The sequence below is a fragment of the Methyloligella sp. GL2 genome (assembly GCF_013341275.1).
Taxonomy (GTDB): Bacteria; Pseudomonadota; Alphaproteobacteria; order Rhizobiales; family Methyloligellaceae; genus Methyloligella.
Genome location: NZ_CP054476.1, coordinates 3034583 through 3050357 on the forward strand (window position 1 = coordinate 3034583; position 15775 = coordinate 3050357).

At 65.7% G+C, this 15775-nt stretch carries 14 protein-coding genes; 8 read left to right on the forward strand and 6 right to left on the reverse strand.

From position 1 onward, the window contains the following. Window positions 1-324: 324 nt before the first annotated feature. The gene (gene mscL, locus HT051_RS14120) at window positions 325-741 is read right to left on the reverse strand and encodes a large conductance mechanosensitive channel protein MscL (protein WP_174543036.1); all 417 of its coding nucleotides are present in this window, start codon (window positions 739-741) and stop codon (window positions 325-327) included. A 296-nt stretch (window positions 742-1037) separates the two neighbouring features. On the opposite strand from mscL, the gene HT051_RS14125 reads away from it, so the two are divergent. Together HT051_RS14125 and HT051_RS14130 are read left to right on the forward strand one after the other, a co-directional pair. Next, complete coding sequence (locus HT051_RS14125) at window positions 1038-1298, forward strand: sodium/substrate symporter small subunit (protein WP_174542627.1); 261 nt, start codon at window positions 1038-1040, stop codon at window positions 1296-1298. Between the two features lie 7 nt (window positions 1299-1305). Continuing rightward, complete coding sequence (locus HT051_RS14130) at window positions 1306-3186, forward strand: hypothetical protein (RefSeq protein ID WP_246810265.1); 1881 nt, start codon at window positions 1306-1308, stop codon at window positions 3184-3186. Between the two features lie 46 nt (window positions 3187-3232). Here the strand turns inward: HT051_RS14130 and HT051_RS14135 are convergent, their stop codons facing one another. Then, a complete protein-coding gene (locus HT051_RS14135; protein WP_174542629.1) occupies window positions 3233-3667 on the reverse strand; it encodes a secondary thiamine-phosphate synthase enzyme YjbQ in 435 nt (144 codons plus the stop codon). 229 nt (window positions 3668-3896) lie between these two features. Between HT051_RS14135 and HT051_RS14140 the strand changes: the two genes are divergently transcribed. From HT051_RS14140 to HT051_RS14150, 3 genes are all read left to right on the forward strand, one after another. Then, window positions 3897-6821, forward strand: a complete 2925-nt coding sequence (locus HT051_RS14140) for an SEL1-like repeat protein (protein WP_174542630.1) — start codon at window positions 3897-3899, stop codon at window positions 6819-6821. 160 nt (window positions 6822-6981) lie between these two features. Continuing rightward, entirely contained in the window at window positions 6982-7908 is a 927-nt protein-coding gene (locus HT051_RS14145; protein WP_174542631.1) for a sulfite exporter TauE/SafE family protein, read from the forward strand. After that, window positions 7905-8720, forward strand: a complete 816-nt coding sequence (locus HT051_RS14150) for a TIGR02186 family protein (RefSeq protein ID WP_174542632.1) — start codon at window positions 7905-7907, stop codon at window positions 8718-8720. The genes HT051_RS14145 and HT051_RS14150 overlap by 4 nt, the downstream gene beginning before the upstream one ends. 282 nt (window positions 8721-9002) lie before the next feature. On the opposite strand, the gene pdeM is transcribed toward HT051_RS14150, so the two are convergent. Next, entirely contained in the window at window positions 9003-9701 is a 699-nt protein-coding gene (pdeM, locus tag HT051_RS14155; RefSeq protein WP_174542633.1) for a ligase-associated DNA damage response endonuclease PdeM, read from the reverse strand. After that, on the reverse strand, window positions 9685-12273 hold the full coding sequence (locus HT051_RS14160) for a ligase-associated DNA damage response DEXH box helicase (protein WP_174542634.1): 2589 nt from the start codon (window positions 12271-12273) through the stop codon (window positions 9685-9687). The genes pdeM and HT051_RS14160 overlap by 17 nt, the downstream gene beginning before the upstream one ends. A gap of 130 nt (window positions 12274-12403) precedes the next feature. Here HT051_RS14160 and HT051_RS14165 point away from each other — a divergent pair, with 130 nt between their 5' ends. Beyond that, window positions 12404-12700 (forward strand): DUF6460 domain-containing protein, encoded by a 297-nt coding sequence (locus tag HT051_RS14165; protein ID WP_174542635.1) that lies wholly within the window; start codon window positions 12404-12406, stop codon window positions 12698-12700. A gap of 9 nt (window positions 12701-12709) precedes the next feature. Here HT051_RS14165 and HT051_RS14170 read toward each other — a convergent pair whose 3' ends face one another. After that, on the reverse strand, window positions 12710-13750 hold the full coding sequence (locus HT051_RS14170) for a quinone-dependent dihydroorotate dehydrogenase (protein ID WP_174543037.1): 1041 nt from the start codon (window positions 13748-13750) through the stop codon (window positions 12710-12712). 53 nt (window positions 13751-13803) lie between these two features. After that, window positions 13804-14172, reverse strand: coding sequence for a DUF952 domain-containing protein (locus tag HT051_RS14175; protein ID WP_174542636.1), 369 nt, complete (start codon window positions 14170-14172; stop codon window positions 13804-13806). A 114-nt stretch (window positions 14173-14286) separates the two neighbouring features. On the opposite strand from HT051_RS14175, the gene HT051_RS14180 reads away from it, so the two are divergent. Next, window positions 14287-14985, forward strand: a complete 699-nt coding sequence (locus HT051_RS14180) for a helix-turn-helix transcriptional regulator (protein ID WP_174542637.1) — start codon at window positions 14287-14289, stop codon at window positions 14983-14985. Between the two features lie 16 nt (window positions 14986-15001). Next, window positions 15002-15721, forward strand: a complete 720-nt coding sequence (locus tag HT051_RS14185) for a thermonuclease family protein (protein ID WP_174542638.1) — start codon at window positions 15002-15004, stop codon at window positions 15719-15721. The last annotated feature ends 54 nt before the right edge of the window (window positions 15722-15775 follow it).

Sequence of the window (15775 nt, forward strand, 5' to 3'; positions counted from 1 at the left end):
CCTCTTGGAAAACCTGTTCGTTTGCGTTTGCTAGCGCGGATCGCTCGCGGCCCAGCTCTGGGCCCGAGAGACCGTAAGGTAGTAAAATATCTTTGCGTTTGTAAGCCGGTCAGGGGCGAAAAACAGCAAACTTGTTCCGCCATCGGAGAAAAAGTGGAATTTTTTTCTTTTCAGCCGGAGGTGCGCAACGGACAGATCCCGGCGGGCGAGGCTCGCGCAAAATCATTCCCCGAAAACAGGGCTACAAGCACGGCCAGGTCATGCCGGCAGGGGCCTTACCGGGCTTTTGGCGGGCTTGGCGGCCTGCGAAAAAACGCTGCAGGCCTAGGATTTGTCTTTCAGAAGGTCCCGGATCTCCTGCAAGAGCTGGACGTCCCGCGGCTCGGCTTCGGGCTCGGGATTTTCCTCCTGCTTGCGGCGCAGCTGGTTCATGCCCTTGATCAGCATGAACAGCACGAAGGCGACGATGGCGAAGCTGATCACCGAGTTGATGAAGATGCCGTAATTGACGGTGGCGACGCCGGCATCGTTGGCGGCGGCGATCGTCGGATAGGACTTGCCGTTCAGGGCGATGAAAAGATCGCTGAAATCGACGCCGCCGGTGAGCACGCCGATGGGCGGCATGATCACATCGTCGACCAGGGATTTGACGATGGTGGAGAAGGCGGCGCCGATGACGATGCCAACCGCCATGTCCACCACATTGCCGCGCAGGGCAAATTCCTTGAATTCGTTGATGATCGACATAGGCCCCTCCTCGTCGTCGGATCTTCTCGCAATACGCCGGCTCAAAGTGCCGGCAGGCTGGTGACTCCGCTTCGGATCGCCTCACCCGGCATGCTCTGCCTTATTCCTACGCCCTATTTTTGCCATGTCCGAGCCCATGAGAGAAGGCGTTTGCCTGGCTTATCCGCTTGCCCGGCGCCACTGGGCGGTCTGGTCCGGTTTACACGGTGGGCGGCAAGTGGTTAGTGCTTGCGCGCGGGGCCGAAGATCGGCTCCGATCGGGTGGGGCCGGAAGCAAGGAGGGACGCGGGATGGAAGAGCTGGGAGCCCATGCGCGCTATTGGCGCGATACTCTGATCCTTGCCGCGGCGCTGCTCGGCGCGATCCTGCTGATCGGCATGGTGCTGATCTTCGGGGTTGAGAGCTTCAACCAATACCGTTTCTTCCGCTTTCCCTTCGGCTTCTATCTGATCGCGCAAGGCCTGGTGCTCGCCATCGCGGCGGGCGGCTTCTGGTATGCCCGGGTGCAGCAGCGGCTCGACGAAGAGCTCAGCGAAAGCGGGGAATTCTAACGTGCCGATGCGCTCCGCCCTGCGGTTCAGGACCCCCAATCCGCATCTTGGGGCCTATCTCGGCATCATCACCAGCGCCTTCATCTCGCTGTCCATCCTGCTGGCGCTGCTGGAGCAGATGGGCTGGAGCGAGGCGGCGATCGCACCAATCCTGATCCTGGCGCCCGTGGTGCTGGCGGTGGTGATCGCGGTGCGGGTGCGGACCGAGACGCCGGAAGATTATTTCGCCTGCGGCCGCCGGGTACCGGCCTTCTATAACGGCGTGGCCATGGCGGCGACGCTGATCGGCGGGATCGGCTTCTTCGCCTATGCCGGTGCGGTGTTCTTCCTCGGCTTCGACGGGCTCGCCATCGGACTTGGCTGGAGCTTCGGCATGCTGGCCGGAACGGTATTGTTCTCCGGGTATTTGCGGAAATCCGGCGCCTATACCGTGCCGAGCTTCCTCGGCCACCGCTTCCAGTCCACGACGGTGCGGCTGACAGCGGCCTGCCTGCTGCTGGTTCCGGTCATCCTGCTGCTTGCCGCGGAGATGAAGATCGTCGGGGTGATCGCGGCCCTGTTCCTGCCTATTCCGTATTGGATCTGCGTGCTGGTGGCCGGCGCGGTGATCGCCGCGATCGTGATCCTCGGGGGCTTGCGGGCGCTGACCTGGACGGGGAATGCGCAATTCGTCATCGGGGCCGTCGCCTTCGCCGTGCCGCTGGTCATCGTTTCGGTGCTGCTGACGGTGCTGCCGACGCCGCAGCTCACCTATGGCGAACGCTTCGACCCGCTGACCCGCGCCGAGATCAATGCCGGCATCATGTCGAAAGTGCCCTCGGGGATTTCCGATGCGCTGCCGGGGGATGCGCCGCAAGCCAGCGACAAGCCGTTCGCCCAGTCCTTCGGCGCCATCGGCTCCGGCGGCTTCTTCCTGCTGTTCCTCGCCGTGGCCTTAGGAACCGCCGCTCTGCCCAGCGTGCTGATCCGAAGCGGAGCGACCTTGAGCGTCGCCGAGCAGCGCTTCGCCGGGGCTTGGGCGGTCCTATTCGTGGCGCTGTTCGTGATCAGCGTGCCGGCGGCGGCACTATTCGCCAAGGTGATCATGTTCCACGGCCTGTCGCAGATCGATCCCAACACCTTGCCGAACTGGATGAACCAGCTGGTCGCGCGCGGGCTTCTGATCGCGCAAGACGCCAATAGCAGCGGCGGCCTGCAGGCCTCCGAACTCCTGATCCTGCGCGACGGGGTGATGGTGTCCTTGCCGATCCTGTCCCGCCTGCCGCTGGTCTGCGCGGTGATCGTGGCGGCGGGCGGCATTTCGGTCGCGCTCGCCGCAGCGGGGGCGCATCTCTTCACCCTCGGGGCGAGCCTCGCCGACGATATCTACCAGCTCGCCGATCAGCGCATCCGCCCCGAGAGCCGGTTTATCGACCTGCCGCACCACATCATCGTGTGGGGCGTCATGGGCACGCTGTCCTTCGCCACGGCGCTGTTTCTCGCCGTCATCGGCGATATCGATGTGCTGCAAGCGGCGCTGACGGCGCTCGCCTTCCTCGGCGCGACCTTCTTCCCCGTGCTGCTGCTCTCGATCTGGTGGGAGCGCTTCACCCGCTCCGGCGCCCTGTTCGCCATGGCGACGGGCTGCGGCACCATGGTGATCGAGCTTCTGTTCCGCGGCGCGCTGGAAGACGGCCAAGTCGGCACCGCGACGGCGCTTGCCAGCGTCATCGGCGCGCTGCTGGCTACCGGCGCCGGCGTCGCGGTCAGCCTTTGGGACACGCCGCCCTCGGCGGCCGAGCTCGGCTATTTCGATGCCTTGCGCGATCCGGACGGCGAATCGATCTACGACGAGGCGAAGGCGCGCATCCAAGCGGCCGCGGCGAGCGGCAACGGCGCACGGAGCTGACGAGATGCGCCGCCAGGCGCCCTCTCCCGCATCCCAATCCTGACACTCAATCCTGGCAGCGACCGAGAAAGTTGAGGGCGAGCTGGCGCCGGTGGGGCGCTGTGCGGTGCTCCAGCACATAAACCCCCTGCCAGGTGCCCAGCACCATATCGCCCTCGCGCACCGGGATATTGAGGCTGACCTCGTTCAGCATCGCCTTGATGTGGCTCGGCATGTCGTCGGGGCCTTCTTCGGAATGGGCGTAGTCGCGACTCTCCGGCGCCAGGATCTCCAGCGTATCGAGAAGATCGCGGCGGACATTGGGGTCGGCATTCTCCTGGATGATCAGCGAGGCCGAGGTGTGCCGGATGAAGACGGTGAGCAGCCCTGCCTCGGCGCCGATCTGCGATAGCCATTGCCGCAAGCTCGACGTGATCTCGACGAATCCCTTGCCGCGTGTTTCGACGGTCAATCGGTGGTCGGCCTGCATCACATCGCTCATCGGTCGGCGTCTCCTTCGCTTTCGCTTCGTCCGTATACGGACTGCTTCGCCTTGAAATCATTGGCGTCCGTGCCCCGAACGTCCCAGGGCGGCGCGTAATTTAACCGGAAATTTACCCTCCCAGCCCCAGTTTGATTGAGACGATTTGGGTGCGCCCTCGGTGCGAGCGACCGCGTTCGAGGCAGACGCGCCAATGACGGCGACAGGAAATTCACGGCGGACAGGCGGCATGGCTTCGGAATCCAGTCTTAAGAATGACAATCAAGGCGATGGCGGTGCAAGCCAGGCATCGGTGGAAAACCTCATCAAGAGCCTGATCGAGCGGGTCGAGGATAGCGAGCGGCGCTACGCCGATGCGCTGGACCAGCTTCATTCCCGGCTGGATCGACTTTCGGCAGCGACGCTCGAGGCCAAATCCGCCAGCGAATCGGATGACGGCAAGACCCTCGACCGGCTGCATCAAGAGGTGAGCAGCCTGGCCCAGAAGCTTTCCAGCGAGAGACAGCCGGAAAGCGACGAGAGCGACGTCTTCGCCAAGCTGGCCCGGGGCAGCGAGCCTTTCGCCGCGCCTTCGGAGGACAGTTTCCTCGGTTCGCCGGCCGAAGACAGCTTCCTGGGGGCGCCGCCGGCAGAGGAGCCGAAAGCCCCGTACGAGACGAGCCGGCCCGACAGCTTGTTTTCCGAAAGCGAAGCAGCGGCGCGCGATCTCGGTATGCCCGAATACGAGCTGCCGTCGCTGAGCGCCGGCGAAGACGAGGGATTTGCCGGCCGCACGGAAGAGACCGCGCAATCCGATTTCGGCGAGCCGGCTTTCGAGCACGATTTTAGCGCCGGCACCCCGGAGCCCGCCCCGGCGGCGCCGATGGAGACCGCCGATTACGCCCGCCGCCTGGTGGATGCCGCCGCGCGGCTTGAGAATTCACTGCAGACCATCGTCCCGAACGATCAGATCGAGGCGCTTAACGCCAAGATGAACGAGATCGCGGCCAATCTCGACCGCGCTCTGCAGCGGGGCCAGGCCGAGGCCGCGCGGCCGGATGCGCTGCAGCATATCGAGACGCAGATTTCCGATCTTTCTCAGCAGCTTGGCCGCGCGGAGACGGAGATTTCCAAGATCGGCGGGATCGAGGAGCAGCTGAGCCAGCTGATCTCCCATATCGACACCCAGCCGAGCATGGAGGATGTCGCCCATCGCGCCGCATCGGAAGCCGCCAGCCTGGTTTCCAGCGAGGTGAAAGCGAGCGCCGCAGAGCGGCTTGAGGCGATCCACAAAGATATCGTCGCCATGAACGAACGGTCGACGACCACCGACGACCGCCTGGCCGACACGCTGAGCGCGGTGCACGATTCCTTGAAGAAGCTGGTGGAACAGTCGGAGCGCCCGTCGCCGCCGCCGGCCCCCCGGCGCGCGCCTTTCGCCGAGCCCAGCGCCCCGATGGCAGCCCCTATGGCAGCCATGGCGGCACCGGAGCAGACCCCGGCCGCGGCACAGCCCGCGCCGCCTCCAGCGCTGAAGCCGCAGCCGCAGCCGAAAGCTCAGCCCGAATCGGCCGGCCGCAGCCTGCGCAGTCAGCTTGCCGAGATTCTGCCCGAAGACGAAGAGGACGAGGTTCCGGCGTTCGGGCGCAAGGGCGCGCCGATGCGCGATCCTCTGGAGAATAAGGGCCCGGAACTGCCGGCCCGCTATGTGGAAGCCGATTTCACCGCCACGCGCGATGAAGACGAGGCGGACGAGGACGGCGCAAGCGACAGTTTCGTGGCCGCGGCCCGGCGTGCAGCCCAGGCTGCCGCCGCGAAAAGCGAGAAAGAGCCCTCCGGCTGGCGCGAGCGCCGGCGCAACAAGGCGGCTGCCGAGGACACCGAAACAGTGGAGCAGCCGCAGCGCCGCAAGACGCGCAACTATCTGATGTTCTTTGCGGTGATCTTGCTGATCGTCAGCGCTAGCCTGCTCTATAGCCGGCTGAAGTCGAAGCCCGACGATACGGCGCCCGCCGCCATCGAGCAGAGCGAACCTGCGCCTTCAAGCAGCGAGTCGCCCGGCGACGGCGCCACCAACGACGATACGCCCGGCTCGCCGGCCGATCATCGCGGCGAGAAATCCGGCCGTCTCAATATGCCGACCGAAATCGGCGCGCTGCAGCAAGGCGGCGCCATGCCCGGCACGAATGCCGACGGCCCGACCCTCGCGCCGCAGCCGGTGGCGCTGAAGCCCGACGATAACGGCCTGCCCCCGGGGGTGAGCCTTTCGATCTTCGAGAGCGAGACGCCGGCGACGGCGGCCGCGTCCAAGGCCAAGCCGGACAGCAAGAAGGCCTCGCTGCCTCTGCCGCCGGCCGAAGCCGGGCCTTTGAGCCTGCGCCAGGCCGCCGCCGAGGGCGACCCGAAAGCCCAATATGTGCTCGGCCTGCGCTACGCCGAATCCGAGACGCCGAACATGCAGGAAGCCATGCGCTGGCTGCGGCTTGCCGGTACGGGCGGACTGGCCCCGGCGGAATACCGGCTCGGCGTGCTCTACGAGCGCGGCGAAGGGGTCGAGTTCAATCTCGACATGGCCCAGAGCTGGTATATGCGCGCCGCCGAGAAGGGCAATCTGAAAGCCATGCACAACCTCGCCGTGATCGAGGGCGGCAAGAACGGCTCCGGCGACTATTCCGGCGCCTATAACTGGTACGCCAAAGCCGCCCAGGGCGGTCTGGGGGACAGCCAGTTCAACCTGGCGGTTCTGCTGGAGCACGGGCTCGGCACCGGGAAGAACCTTGTCGGCGCCTATAAGTGGTATGCCCTGGCCGCCAGCCAAGGCGACGCCGAGGCGACCAAGCGGCGCAATGCGCTGAAGGCCCAGCTCTCGGCCGCCGATCTGGCCAAGGCCGAATCGCAGATTGCCACCTGGCGCCCGACCCTGACCGAGCGGGAAGCCAACGAGGTGATCCCCGATCCGACCTGGATGGCCGAGGCGGTGCTGCCGAGCAAGGCGCTGATCACCAAGACCCAGAGCCTGCTCAACAGCCTCGGCTACGATGCCGGTCCGGTGGACGGCGCCATGGGCGAACGCACCCGCTCTGCGATCCTGGATTTCGAGCGCAAGAACGGCCTGCCCGAGACCGGCGAGGTCAGCACCAAGCTGGTGACCCGCCTGGAGAAACTGGCGAGCTAAGCCCCGCCAGCCGCGGGACATTTCCGCCACCCCGGGCCGTAATTTGGCCCCGGTCGTGGCATTAATTCATCACCGTTGCCCCCGCGCATCGCCGGCCCATTGACAGGCCGCGCCGCGGCGAACACGGTGGGGCGAATAAGAACTCAGCCTCACCGGGCCAATGCTTCAGGTCTACCTGCCCATCGCCGAGATTTCAGTGAACCTTTTGGTGATACTGACGCTTGGCGCCGCGGTGGGATTTATTTCCGGCATGTTCGGCGTCGGCGGCGGCTTCCTGCTCACCCCGTTCCTGATCTTTCTCGGCATTCCGCCGGCCATCGCGGTGGCCACAGGCGCCAATCAGATCGTCGCCTCGTCGGTCTCCGGCGCGCTGGCGCAATGGCGCCGGGGCAATGTCGACACCACGATGGGGGGCATATTGATCATCGGGGGCTTAGCCGGCTCGATTGCCGGCGTGCTCTTGGTGAAAGCGCTGAAAGCCTACGGCCAGGCCGACCTCGCCATCTCGCTGGGCTATGTCACCTTTCTCGGCACAATCGGCTCGCTGATGCTGGCGGAGAGCGTGCGGGCGCTGCGCCGCGAACGCCAGGGCAAGCCGGTCAGCGTGCGCCGTCCCGGCTCCCATAACTGGGTCCACGGCCTACCCTTCAAGATGCGCTTCAAGCGCTCCAAGCTCTATATCAGCGCCATCCCGCCGCTGCTGATCGGCGCCATGGTCGGCATTCTGGTCTCGGTGCTCGGCGTCGGCGGCGGCTTCATCATGGTGCCGGCGATGATCTATCTCTTGCGTATGCCGACCAGCGTGGTGATCGGCACCTCGCTGTTCCAGATCATTTTCGTCACCGCGGCGGTCACCTTGCTGCATGCGGTGTTCAACCAGACCCTGGATATCCTGCTCGCCTTTCTGCTGATCGTCGGCGGCGTGCTGGGCGGGCAATACGGCGCCCGCGCCGGGCAGAAGCTGAAGGGCGAGCAGCTTCGCGCGCTTTTAGCGCTGATGGTGCTGGCGGTGGCGATCCGGCTGCTGATCGGGCTGGTGGTGACGCCGTCTGATCTCTACAGCATCGCGCCGGTGGTCCCGCTATGACGCCGCAGCGCCGCGATATGCAGGGGCTGGTCTTTCTCCTCGCCTTCGGTCTTTGCCTCGGTCTGACAGCACCGGTTTTCGCCCAGGGCCCGAAACCCGGCGCTGCCGTGCCGAGCGAGCGGGTACGGTCCGACATCTCCACGCGGGAGATCGAGATCCAATCCAACTTCACCGGCATCGAGATCGTGATCTTCGGCGCAGTGGATAATGCGGCCCCCTCGCCGGACGGGGCGCCCTATGACGTGATCGTGGTGATCAAGGGTCCGAGCCAGGATCTCGTCGTGCGGCGCAAGGAGCGCGTCGCCGGTATCTGGATCAACGGCAAGTCGGAGACCTTCGACAACGTGCCGGGCTTCTATGCCGTGCTGTCGACGCGGCCTTTGCGGGCGATCGCCACCGAGGAGGAGCTGGCCGAGCACAGGATCGGCTTCTCGGCCCTGGATCTTGGGCCGGACGACAACACCTCGGTGGACGACGATCTGTTCCGCCAGGCGATGATCCGGCTGAAGGAAGAGCATCTGCTGTTCCAGGATCTGGACAATGCCATCGGCTTCGTCGGGCAGAGCCTGTTCCGCGGCACGGTGGATCTGCCGGTCAATGTGCCCACCGGCCTCTACACCACGGAAGTCTATCTGTTCCGCGACGGGCAGTTTCTCAGCAAGGACGAGAGCGCTCTCAACGTGAAGAAGGTCGGCTTCGAGCGGGGAGTCTACACCCTCGCCTTCCACCACCCGGTGGTCTACGGCCTGGCCGCCGTCGCCATTGCCCTGTTGATGGGGCTGTTCGCCTGGTTCCTGTTCCGCAAGGATTAGGGTGGGAGCGGTGGCTCTTCCCTGAGGGCGCATCAACTCGCACCGGTCATACCGGCAACAGCCGGTATCCAGCCGCAAACGCTGCGGCTCTTGGTTGGATGCCGGCTCAAGCCGGCATGACGGCAGACGGGACGGTGCCGCCGACGCGCCAAACCGATGCGTTTCCCCTCATCCTGAGGGCGCGCGAAGCGCGTGTCTCGAAGGATGAGGCCACATGGTTCGAGACGCATTTGCTTTCGCAAATGCCCTCACCATGAGGAGCCAAAGCTCTGCCTGCAGCGATCAGCCCGCCAAAGCGCGGCCGTGGAAGGGATAGACCCGGTCCTTGCCCATCAGCCAGACGGCGAGGCTTTCGCGGTCGAACAGGCCGGCGAAAGCGCGACCCATCACGTCCAGCCCGCCGGAATAGGCACCGAAGGCCGGCATCACCAGGCGGTTGCCGTCAGTGGCGAAGCATTTGCGGCGGATGGCCTGGCCCTGGCGCACCACGCGGGCGATGGGGTGGAGATGGCCGGCGATCTCGGCGCTTTGGGGCGAAGGCTCGTGGCGCAAGGTGATGCCGTTGACGGCGAGCTCGGTCGCCACGGAGCCGCCGAGATGGGTGGGGATTTCCGGATCGTGATTGCCGGTGATCCAGATCCAGTCGCGGCCGCGCTGCAGCTTGGCGAGCGCGGACCTCTCTTCCGGACCCAAAGCTTCGGCGACTTCGGACGTATGAAAGCTGTCGCCCAGCGCCACAATGCAAGCCGGATCGAAATGGGCGATGACTTGGGCCAGACGGCGCAGCGTGGTGCGGCTGTCGTAAGGCGGCAGCATCTGGCCGCGCCTTGCATAAGCCGCCCCCTTTTCCAGATGCAGATCGGCAACCAGCAGCGTGCGCTCGCTCTCCCAATACAGCGCGCCCGCCGCATGGGGCACGAAGGCGTGGCCGGCAAAGGAGAGGGCAAAGTCCGGCGTCCCGGTCTCAGAGCTCCGAAGCATGAGACCCCATTCCTTCTGGACCGAAGTCCCCGCCCTCGCGGTCTTGGCCCATGGCTTCGGCGATGAGTTCGTCGACGGCTTCACGCAGCAGGCTTTCCTTGGCTTCGCCGGGCACGCTTTCGCGGCCGATCTCCAGCATCACCGGCACCGCCAAAGGCGAGACCCGGTCCAGGCGAATATGCCTGATTCGTCCCTTCACCCGTTTCAGTAGGCCGTTGAGGCGGCCGACGTCGATGAGCCCGGAGGCCGCATCCGCCCAGGCGGCCTGCAGCAGAATGTGATCGGGCTCGTGCTCGCGCAGCACGTCGTAGATCAGGTCGGAGGAGACGGTCATCTGGCGTCCGGATTTCTCTTGCCCCGGATGGCGGCGCTCGATCAGCCCGGCGATGGTGGCGCAGGCCCGGAACGAACGCTTCATCAGATTGGATTCGGCGAGCCAGGCATCGAGATCGTCGCCCAGCATATCCTCGTCGAACAAAGCATCGAGATCGAGCCGCCCGGTGGCAATCATGCTGCCCATATCGTTCAGCCCCCAAATGGCGAGGGCATATTCGTTGGCGACGAAGCCGAGGGGGCGGGCGCCGAGGCGCTCCAGCCGGCGGGTAAGCAACATGCCGAGGCTCTGATGGGCGAGCCGTCCCTCGAAGGGGTAGCAGACGAGATAGAATTTCTGCGCCCGCGGAAAGCTCTCCACCATGATCTCGTCGATGGCCGGGACGGAGGAGACGTCGCGCTGCAGCCGCAGCCAATCGGAGACGGGCGCTGGGAACCGCGCCCAGCCGGATTGCTCGGCGAAAAGACGGCGGACGCGTTCGGCCAGATAGGTGGAGAGCGGGAACTTGCCGCCGTCGTAAGACGGCACTTTCGGCTCGTCCTTATGGCTGCGAGTGACGATGACGTCGTTCTCGCGCAGCCCCTCGAAACGGAGCACCTCGCCGGCGAACAGGAAGGTATCGCCGGGGAGCAGCTGCTCGACGAACCATTCCTCCACCTCGCCGAGGACGCGGCCGGCGGCGAGCACGCTTTTCGGTTTCAGCGCCCCGCCCTTGCCCCGCGCAAGCCGCACACGGAGCATCGGCGCTTCGACGATGGTGCCGGCATTCAGCCGGTATTGCTGGGCGACCTTCGGGTGAGCGATGCGCCAGAGCCCTTCGGGGGTAGCCTTCAGCTTGGCGTAACGCTCGTAATGGGAGAGCGCATAGCCGCCGGTGGCGACGAAGCGGACGATCTTGTCGAAGTCTTCGCGGGTGAGGTCCTGATAGGGCGCGGCACTGCGCACCTCTTGGAAAAGATCGTCGGCGTCGAACGGGGCGGAGCAGGCCACGCAGAGCACGTGCTGGGAGAGCACATCCAGCGCGCCAGGGCGGAAGGGCGGGGTATCCTGCGCGCCCTCGGCGGCCGCCTCCTGCGCGGCCCGGCATTCCACCACCTCGAAGCGATTGGCGGGAACCAGATAGGCCTTGCTCGGCTCATCCATACGGTGATTGGCGCGGCCGATACGCTGGGCGAGACGGCTGGCGCCTTTCGGCGCGCCGACATTGATCACGAGATCCACGTCGCCCCAGTCGATGCCGAGATCGAGGGTGGAGGTGCAGACCACGGCGCGGAGCTTGCCCGCCACCATGGCGGCCTCGACTTTGCGCCGTTGGGCCACATCGAGAGAACCGTGATGCAGCGCGATGGGGAGCGTATCGTCATTGATGGCCCAGAGCGCATGGAACAGCATCTCGGCCTGCGAGCGGGTGTTGACGAACATCAGGCTCATCTTATGGGCCTTGATCGCCTCGTAGATCTCAGGCAGCGCATAGCGCGCCGAATGGCCGGCCCAGGGTAATTCCTGCTCCGCCTCCAGGATCGAGATATCGGCTTTGACGCCGCCGCCGGCCGTTAGGATCTCGGCGAGCTTGCTGGCGCCGGTCTCCCGATGGGGCATCAGGAAGGCGGCAAGCTCGGTGGGACGCGCGACGGTGGCCGAAAGACCGATGGTGACGAGATCGGGCGAGAAGCGCCGCAGCCGCGCCAGATCGAGGGCGAGGAGATCGCCGCGCTTGGTGGAGGCGAAGGCATGCAGCTCGTCGAAGATCACCATGCGCAAATCGGCGAACAGCGCGGGCGCGTCCTTGTGGGAGAGCATTAGCGCAATCTGCTCCGGCGTGGTGAGCAAAATATCGGGCGGGATCAGACGCTGGCGCTGGCGGCGCGAGGCCGGCGTATCGCCGGTGCGGGTCTCCAGGGCGATATCGAGCCCCATCTCCTCCACGGGCGCGGCCAGGTTGCGGGCGATATCGACGGCCAGCGCCTTCAGCGGCGAGACATAGAGGGTGTGGATGCCGCGGCCGCGCTTCGCCCCGCTCTTCTCGCCAAGATCGACGAGGCTGGGCAGGAAGCCGGCCAGGGTCTTGCCGCCGCCGGTTGGCGCGATCAGCAGCGTGTCCTTGCCCGCCTCCGCGGCACGCAGCAAAGCGAGCTGATGGGGATGGGGCGACCAGCCGCGCGCCGCAAACCAGCCGGCAAACGGCGCCGGCAGAGCCGCTCCGCCGGTCTCGTTCCCCTGCTTGAGGCTTCGCTGCATTCGTCCCTCTTATCCACGCCTAGGGTCGCGATGTTTGGACCGATGCTTGACCTTCGGCCCTCGCGGCACCAATTTTGACCTGACGCGGCGCGCCGATAAAGGCGCCAGGCAGCAGAAGGATGATCCCGGTATGGAACGGTTTTTTGGCGGCAACCCGCTCCTGGTCCTGATCCGCCTGTCGATCATTTCCCTGATCGTCGGCATGCTGCTGGCCGCTTTCGGCTTCAGCCCGTTCGAGATCGTCGAGAGCCTGCAGCGGCTGGCGACCTCAATCTACAATATGGGCTTCCGGGCGGTTGAGGAATTCGGCCGCTACTTCCTGCTCGGCGCAGTGCTGGTGTTCCCGATCTGGCTGGTGGCCCGGGTTCTGAAAGTGATGATGCGCAGCAACCGCTCGACGCCAGCCAATATCGACCAACATCATTAAGCTCGAAGTCTAGAGCGGCGGCTGCTCGGCCCATTCGGCGGCACCGCTGCCGATCAGCGCTTTCAGATCGCTTTCACCGCGCTGCTCCAGCCTGTCCAGAATGGCCTGCTTGATCTCACCGACGAGGCCGGGGCCTTCGAACACCATGCCCGTATAAAGCTGCACCAGGGAGGCGCCCGCCTCCAGCTTGGCGATGGCGGTCTCGCCGGAATGGACCCCGCCGACGCCGATCAGTGGCAGCTCGCCTTTGGTCAGAAGATAGATATCCGCCAGCATGCGGGTGGCGCGCTCGAATAGCGGGCGGCCCGACAGACCGCCCTGCTCCTTGGCGAAGTCGGCATCGCGCAAGCCATCGCGGGCGAGGGTAGTGTTGGAGATCACCATGCCGTCGATGCCGGCCTCGCGGCAGGTCTTGACGATGGCCCCCAGATCATGGCGCGGAATATCGGGGGCAAGCTTCACCAGAAGCGGCGGCATGCGCCCGGTCTTGGCGCTTTCGCGCCGCGCGCCATTGATGGCGGCGAGGAGCTTGGCCAGCGCCTCGGGGGTCTGCAAATCGCGCAGGCCCGGCGTGTTGGGCGATGAGATATTGACGGTGAAATAGCCGGCAACGTCGCTCAAGCTCTCGATGCCGCGCACATAATCGGCGATGCGGTCGTCGCTGTCCTTGTTGGCGCCGATATTGACGCCGACCACGCCCGAACAACCGGACCGCAGCCGCTCCAGCGCAGCCGCCTGGCCCTCATTGTTGAAGCCGAGACGGTTGATCACCGCCTGATCCAGCTCGGAGCGGAAGATGCGCTTTCCCGGATTGCCCGGCTGGGGCTTCGGGGTGAGCGTGCCGACCTCGGCAAAGCCGAAGCCGATCTCGAGCAGCGCCTTCGGCACTTCGGCATTCTTGTCGAAGCCGGCCGCCATGCCGATGGGATTGGGAAAATCGAGACCCCAAACGGTTTGAGCGAGGCGCGGGTCGTCCGGCTCTTCCTGTTTCGGATGCAACCCCAGCTGCAACGCGCGGATGGTCAGCCCGTGGGCGGCTTCCGGATCCATGGTGCGCAGCACCGACTGGCCGAGCCGGAAGGCGGTGGGGCCGAACAGCCCCTTCACGCGGCAAGCCCCAGCTTTTCGCGGACCGCATCGCTCAAGGGGTGGCTGCCATCGGCGGCAATCGCCAGGGGCTCCGACCAGAGCAGCGCTTCCAGCGGCAAAGAGCCGTAAAGATGGGGAAACATCTCGCCGCCGCGGGAGGGCTCGAAACGAAGCGCATCGCCCAGCGCCTTGGCGTCGAAGGCGAGCAGCATGAGATGGTTCTGGCCGGTGAAATGCCGCTCCAGCGTGCCGGGCACCTGGGAGGCGAAGGAGAGATGAATGAAGCCGTCGCGCAGATCGTCGGCCGAGCCGTCCAATGCGCCACTCTCCTCGGCAGACGCCAAATCGGCGCTCTCCGTAATCTTGTAAACGATTTCACTCATAAGCCTCTCGCTCCTCCCGGCGAGACCCTATGCGTCGGGGGGCGGCCAAGCAAGACGGCATCTTGGCCGAGGATTGGGGTTTGCCCGGCGGCGGGTTTGGGCAATAATTCCTATATGGCAAGATCGGCCCCCCCCCCGAATTTGCGCCGCCCCGGCAAAGGCGCCGCTGGCGAAGGCCCCCCTGGCCAAGACGCCGATACGGCGCTGACCCATAGCAAGGTCTGGTCGGCGATCGATGCGCTCGCCGCGCGTTACGGGCTTTCGGTTTCGGGGCTCGCCAAGCGGGCGGGGCTCGACGCCACGGCTTTCAACCGCTCCAAGCGGATCACGGCGGAAGGCCGCCCGCGCTGGCCGACTACGGAGAGCCTGGCCAAGGTGCTGGAGGCGACGGGCGCGGATCTCGGCGATCTGGTGGCTCTGCTCCGCCAGGAGGCGTCCGCGCAGGACGCCATCCCGCTGATCGAGCTGGCGCAAGCCGGCAGCGGCGGCTTCGGCGAAACCGGGTCTGCCTGGGAGCATGTGGCGCCGCCGGCCCTCCAGGACGAGAATGCCTACGCCCTGGAAGTGACCGGCGACAGCATGGCGCCGCTGTATCGGGCCGGCGATGTGTTACTCGTCTCACCGAGGATGGCCGTCGCCGAGGGGGACCGGGTGGTGCTGAAAACCAAGGACGGCGAGGTGATGGCCAAGATCCTGGTCAAACGCGGGCCGAAGACGGTGGAGCTCGCCGCGCTCAATCCGGAGCAACCGAATTTGGTGTTTCCCACCAAGCGGATCGAATGGATGCACCGGATCCTTTGGGTGAGCCAATAGGAGACGACGCTTTTCCATGTACACGCTTGCGCGCATCGTCGCACTTGCCTTCGGGGTGGCCGTGCTGATGCTGTTCGTGCTGCCGCATATCCTTGGCCTTGCGCCGGACCGGGATGACGGGCCGCAGCTTGCGATCGAGACGCCGCCGGCCGGCAACTCCGACACACCCGATAAGCAGGCCATTCAATCCTGGGGCACGAGCCTGCCGAAGGATGCGCCGGGAGGATCGGTCGCCAAGCGCGTGGATGCGCCGCAACCGCCCAAGCCGCAGCCGGCGCTGGCCGATGCGCCGGAAGAGGTGCGGCGCTTCGCGGCGATCGAGAAGGGCCATGCCATCAAGGCGGGCGCCCTGCCCCGGCGGCGCTATTACCGCGTCGTCGTCACCGATGGGGCGACGCTGCAGGCGGGCAGCAAGACGATCCGGCTGAAGGGGATCGAGGCGAAGAGCATCGATGCCGAATGCGAGGCGTCGAACGGCGCGGCTTGGCCCTGTGGATCGAAAGCGCGCGGCGCGCTGATGCGGCTGATCCGCGGCCGGGCGGTGATCTGCACCACCCCGCCGAGCGGCGAGCGGGAAAGCTTCAGCGCCCGCTGCACGGTGAGCGGGACCGATCTTTCCGAATGGATGCTGCGCCAGGGCTGGGCGACATGCACCACTCCCGCGCCAGAGGCGCTGGCCGAGGCAGAAAGGGCAGCAAAACAAGAAAAGCTCGGCCTTTGGCAGAACGGCAATTGACTTGTCGCGCGGGGCTCGCCTCCATAGGGCGGTCTGAAAGAGAGGGCCCCCGAT

What these genes read in the sequence shown, in the direction of transcription:
- HT051_RS14125 (WP_174542627.1), top strand. Translation starts at nt 1,038, where the DNA reads ATGGAAGAGCTGGGAGCCCATGCGCGCTATTGGCGCGATACTCTGATC.
- HT051_RS14130 (WP_246810265.1), top strand. Translation starts at nt 1,306, where the DNA reads ATGCGCTCCGCCCTGCGGTTCAGGACCCCCAATCCGCATCTTGGGGCC.
- HT051_RS14135 (WP_174542629.1), bottom strand. Translation starts at nt 3,667, where the DNA reads ATGAGCGATGTGATGCAGGCCGACCACCGATTGACCGTCGAAACACGC.
- HT051_RS14140 (WP_174542630.1), top strand. Translation starts at nt 3,897, where the DNA reads ATGGCTTCGGAATCCAGTCTTAAGAATGACAATCAAGGCGATGGCGGT.
- HT051_RS14145 (WP_174542631.1), top strand. Translation starts at nt 6,982, where the DNA reads ATGCTTCAGGTCTACCTGCCCATCGCCGAGATTTCAGTGAACCTTTTG.
- HT051_RS14150 (WP_174542632.1), top strand. Translation starts at nt 7,905, where the DNA reads ATGACGCCGCAGCGCCGCGATATGCAGGGGCTGGTCTTTCTCCTCGCC.
- pdeM (WP_174542633.1), bottom strand. Translation starts at nt 9,701, where the DNA reads ATGCTTCGGAGCTCTGAGACCGGGACGCCGGACTTTGCCCTCTCCTTT.
- HT051_RS14160 (WP_174542634.1), bottom strand. Translation starts at nt 12,273, where the DNA reads ATGCAGCGAAGCCTCAAGCAGGGGAACGAGACCGGCGGAGCGGCTCTG.
- HT051_RS14165 (WP_174542635.1), top strand. Translation starts at nt 12,404, where the DNA reads ATGGAACGGTTTTTTGGCGGCAACCCGCTCCTGGTCCTGATCCGCCTG.
- HT051_RS14170 (WP_174543037.1), bottom strand. Translation starts at nt 13,750, where the DNA reads ATGGATCCGGAAGCCGCCCACGGGCTGACCATCCGCGCGTTGCAGCTG.
- HT051_RS14175 (WP_174542636.1), bottom strand. Translation starts at nt 14,172, where the DNA reads ATGAGTGAAATCGTTTACAAGATTACGGAGAGCGCCGATTTGGCGTCT.
- HT051_RS14180 (WP_174542637.1), top strand. Translation starts at nt 14,287, where the DNA reads ATGGCAAGATCGGCCCCCCCCCCGAATTTGCGCCGCCCCGGCAAAGGC.
- HT051_RS14185 (WP_174542638.1), top strand. Translation starts at nt 15,002, where the DNA reads ATGTACACGCTTGCGCGCATCGTCGCACTTGCCTTCGGGGTGGCCGTG.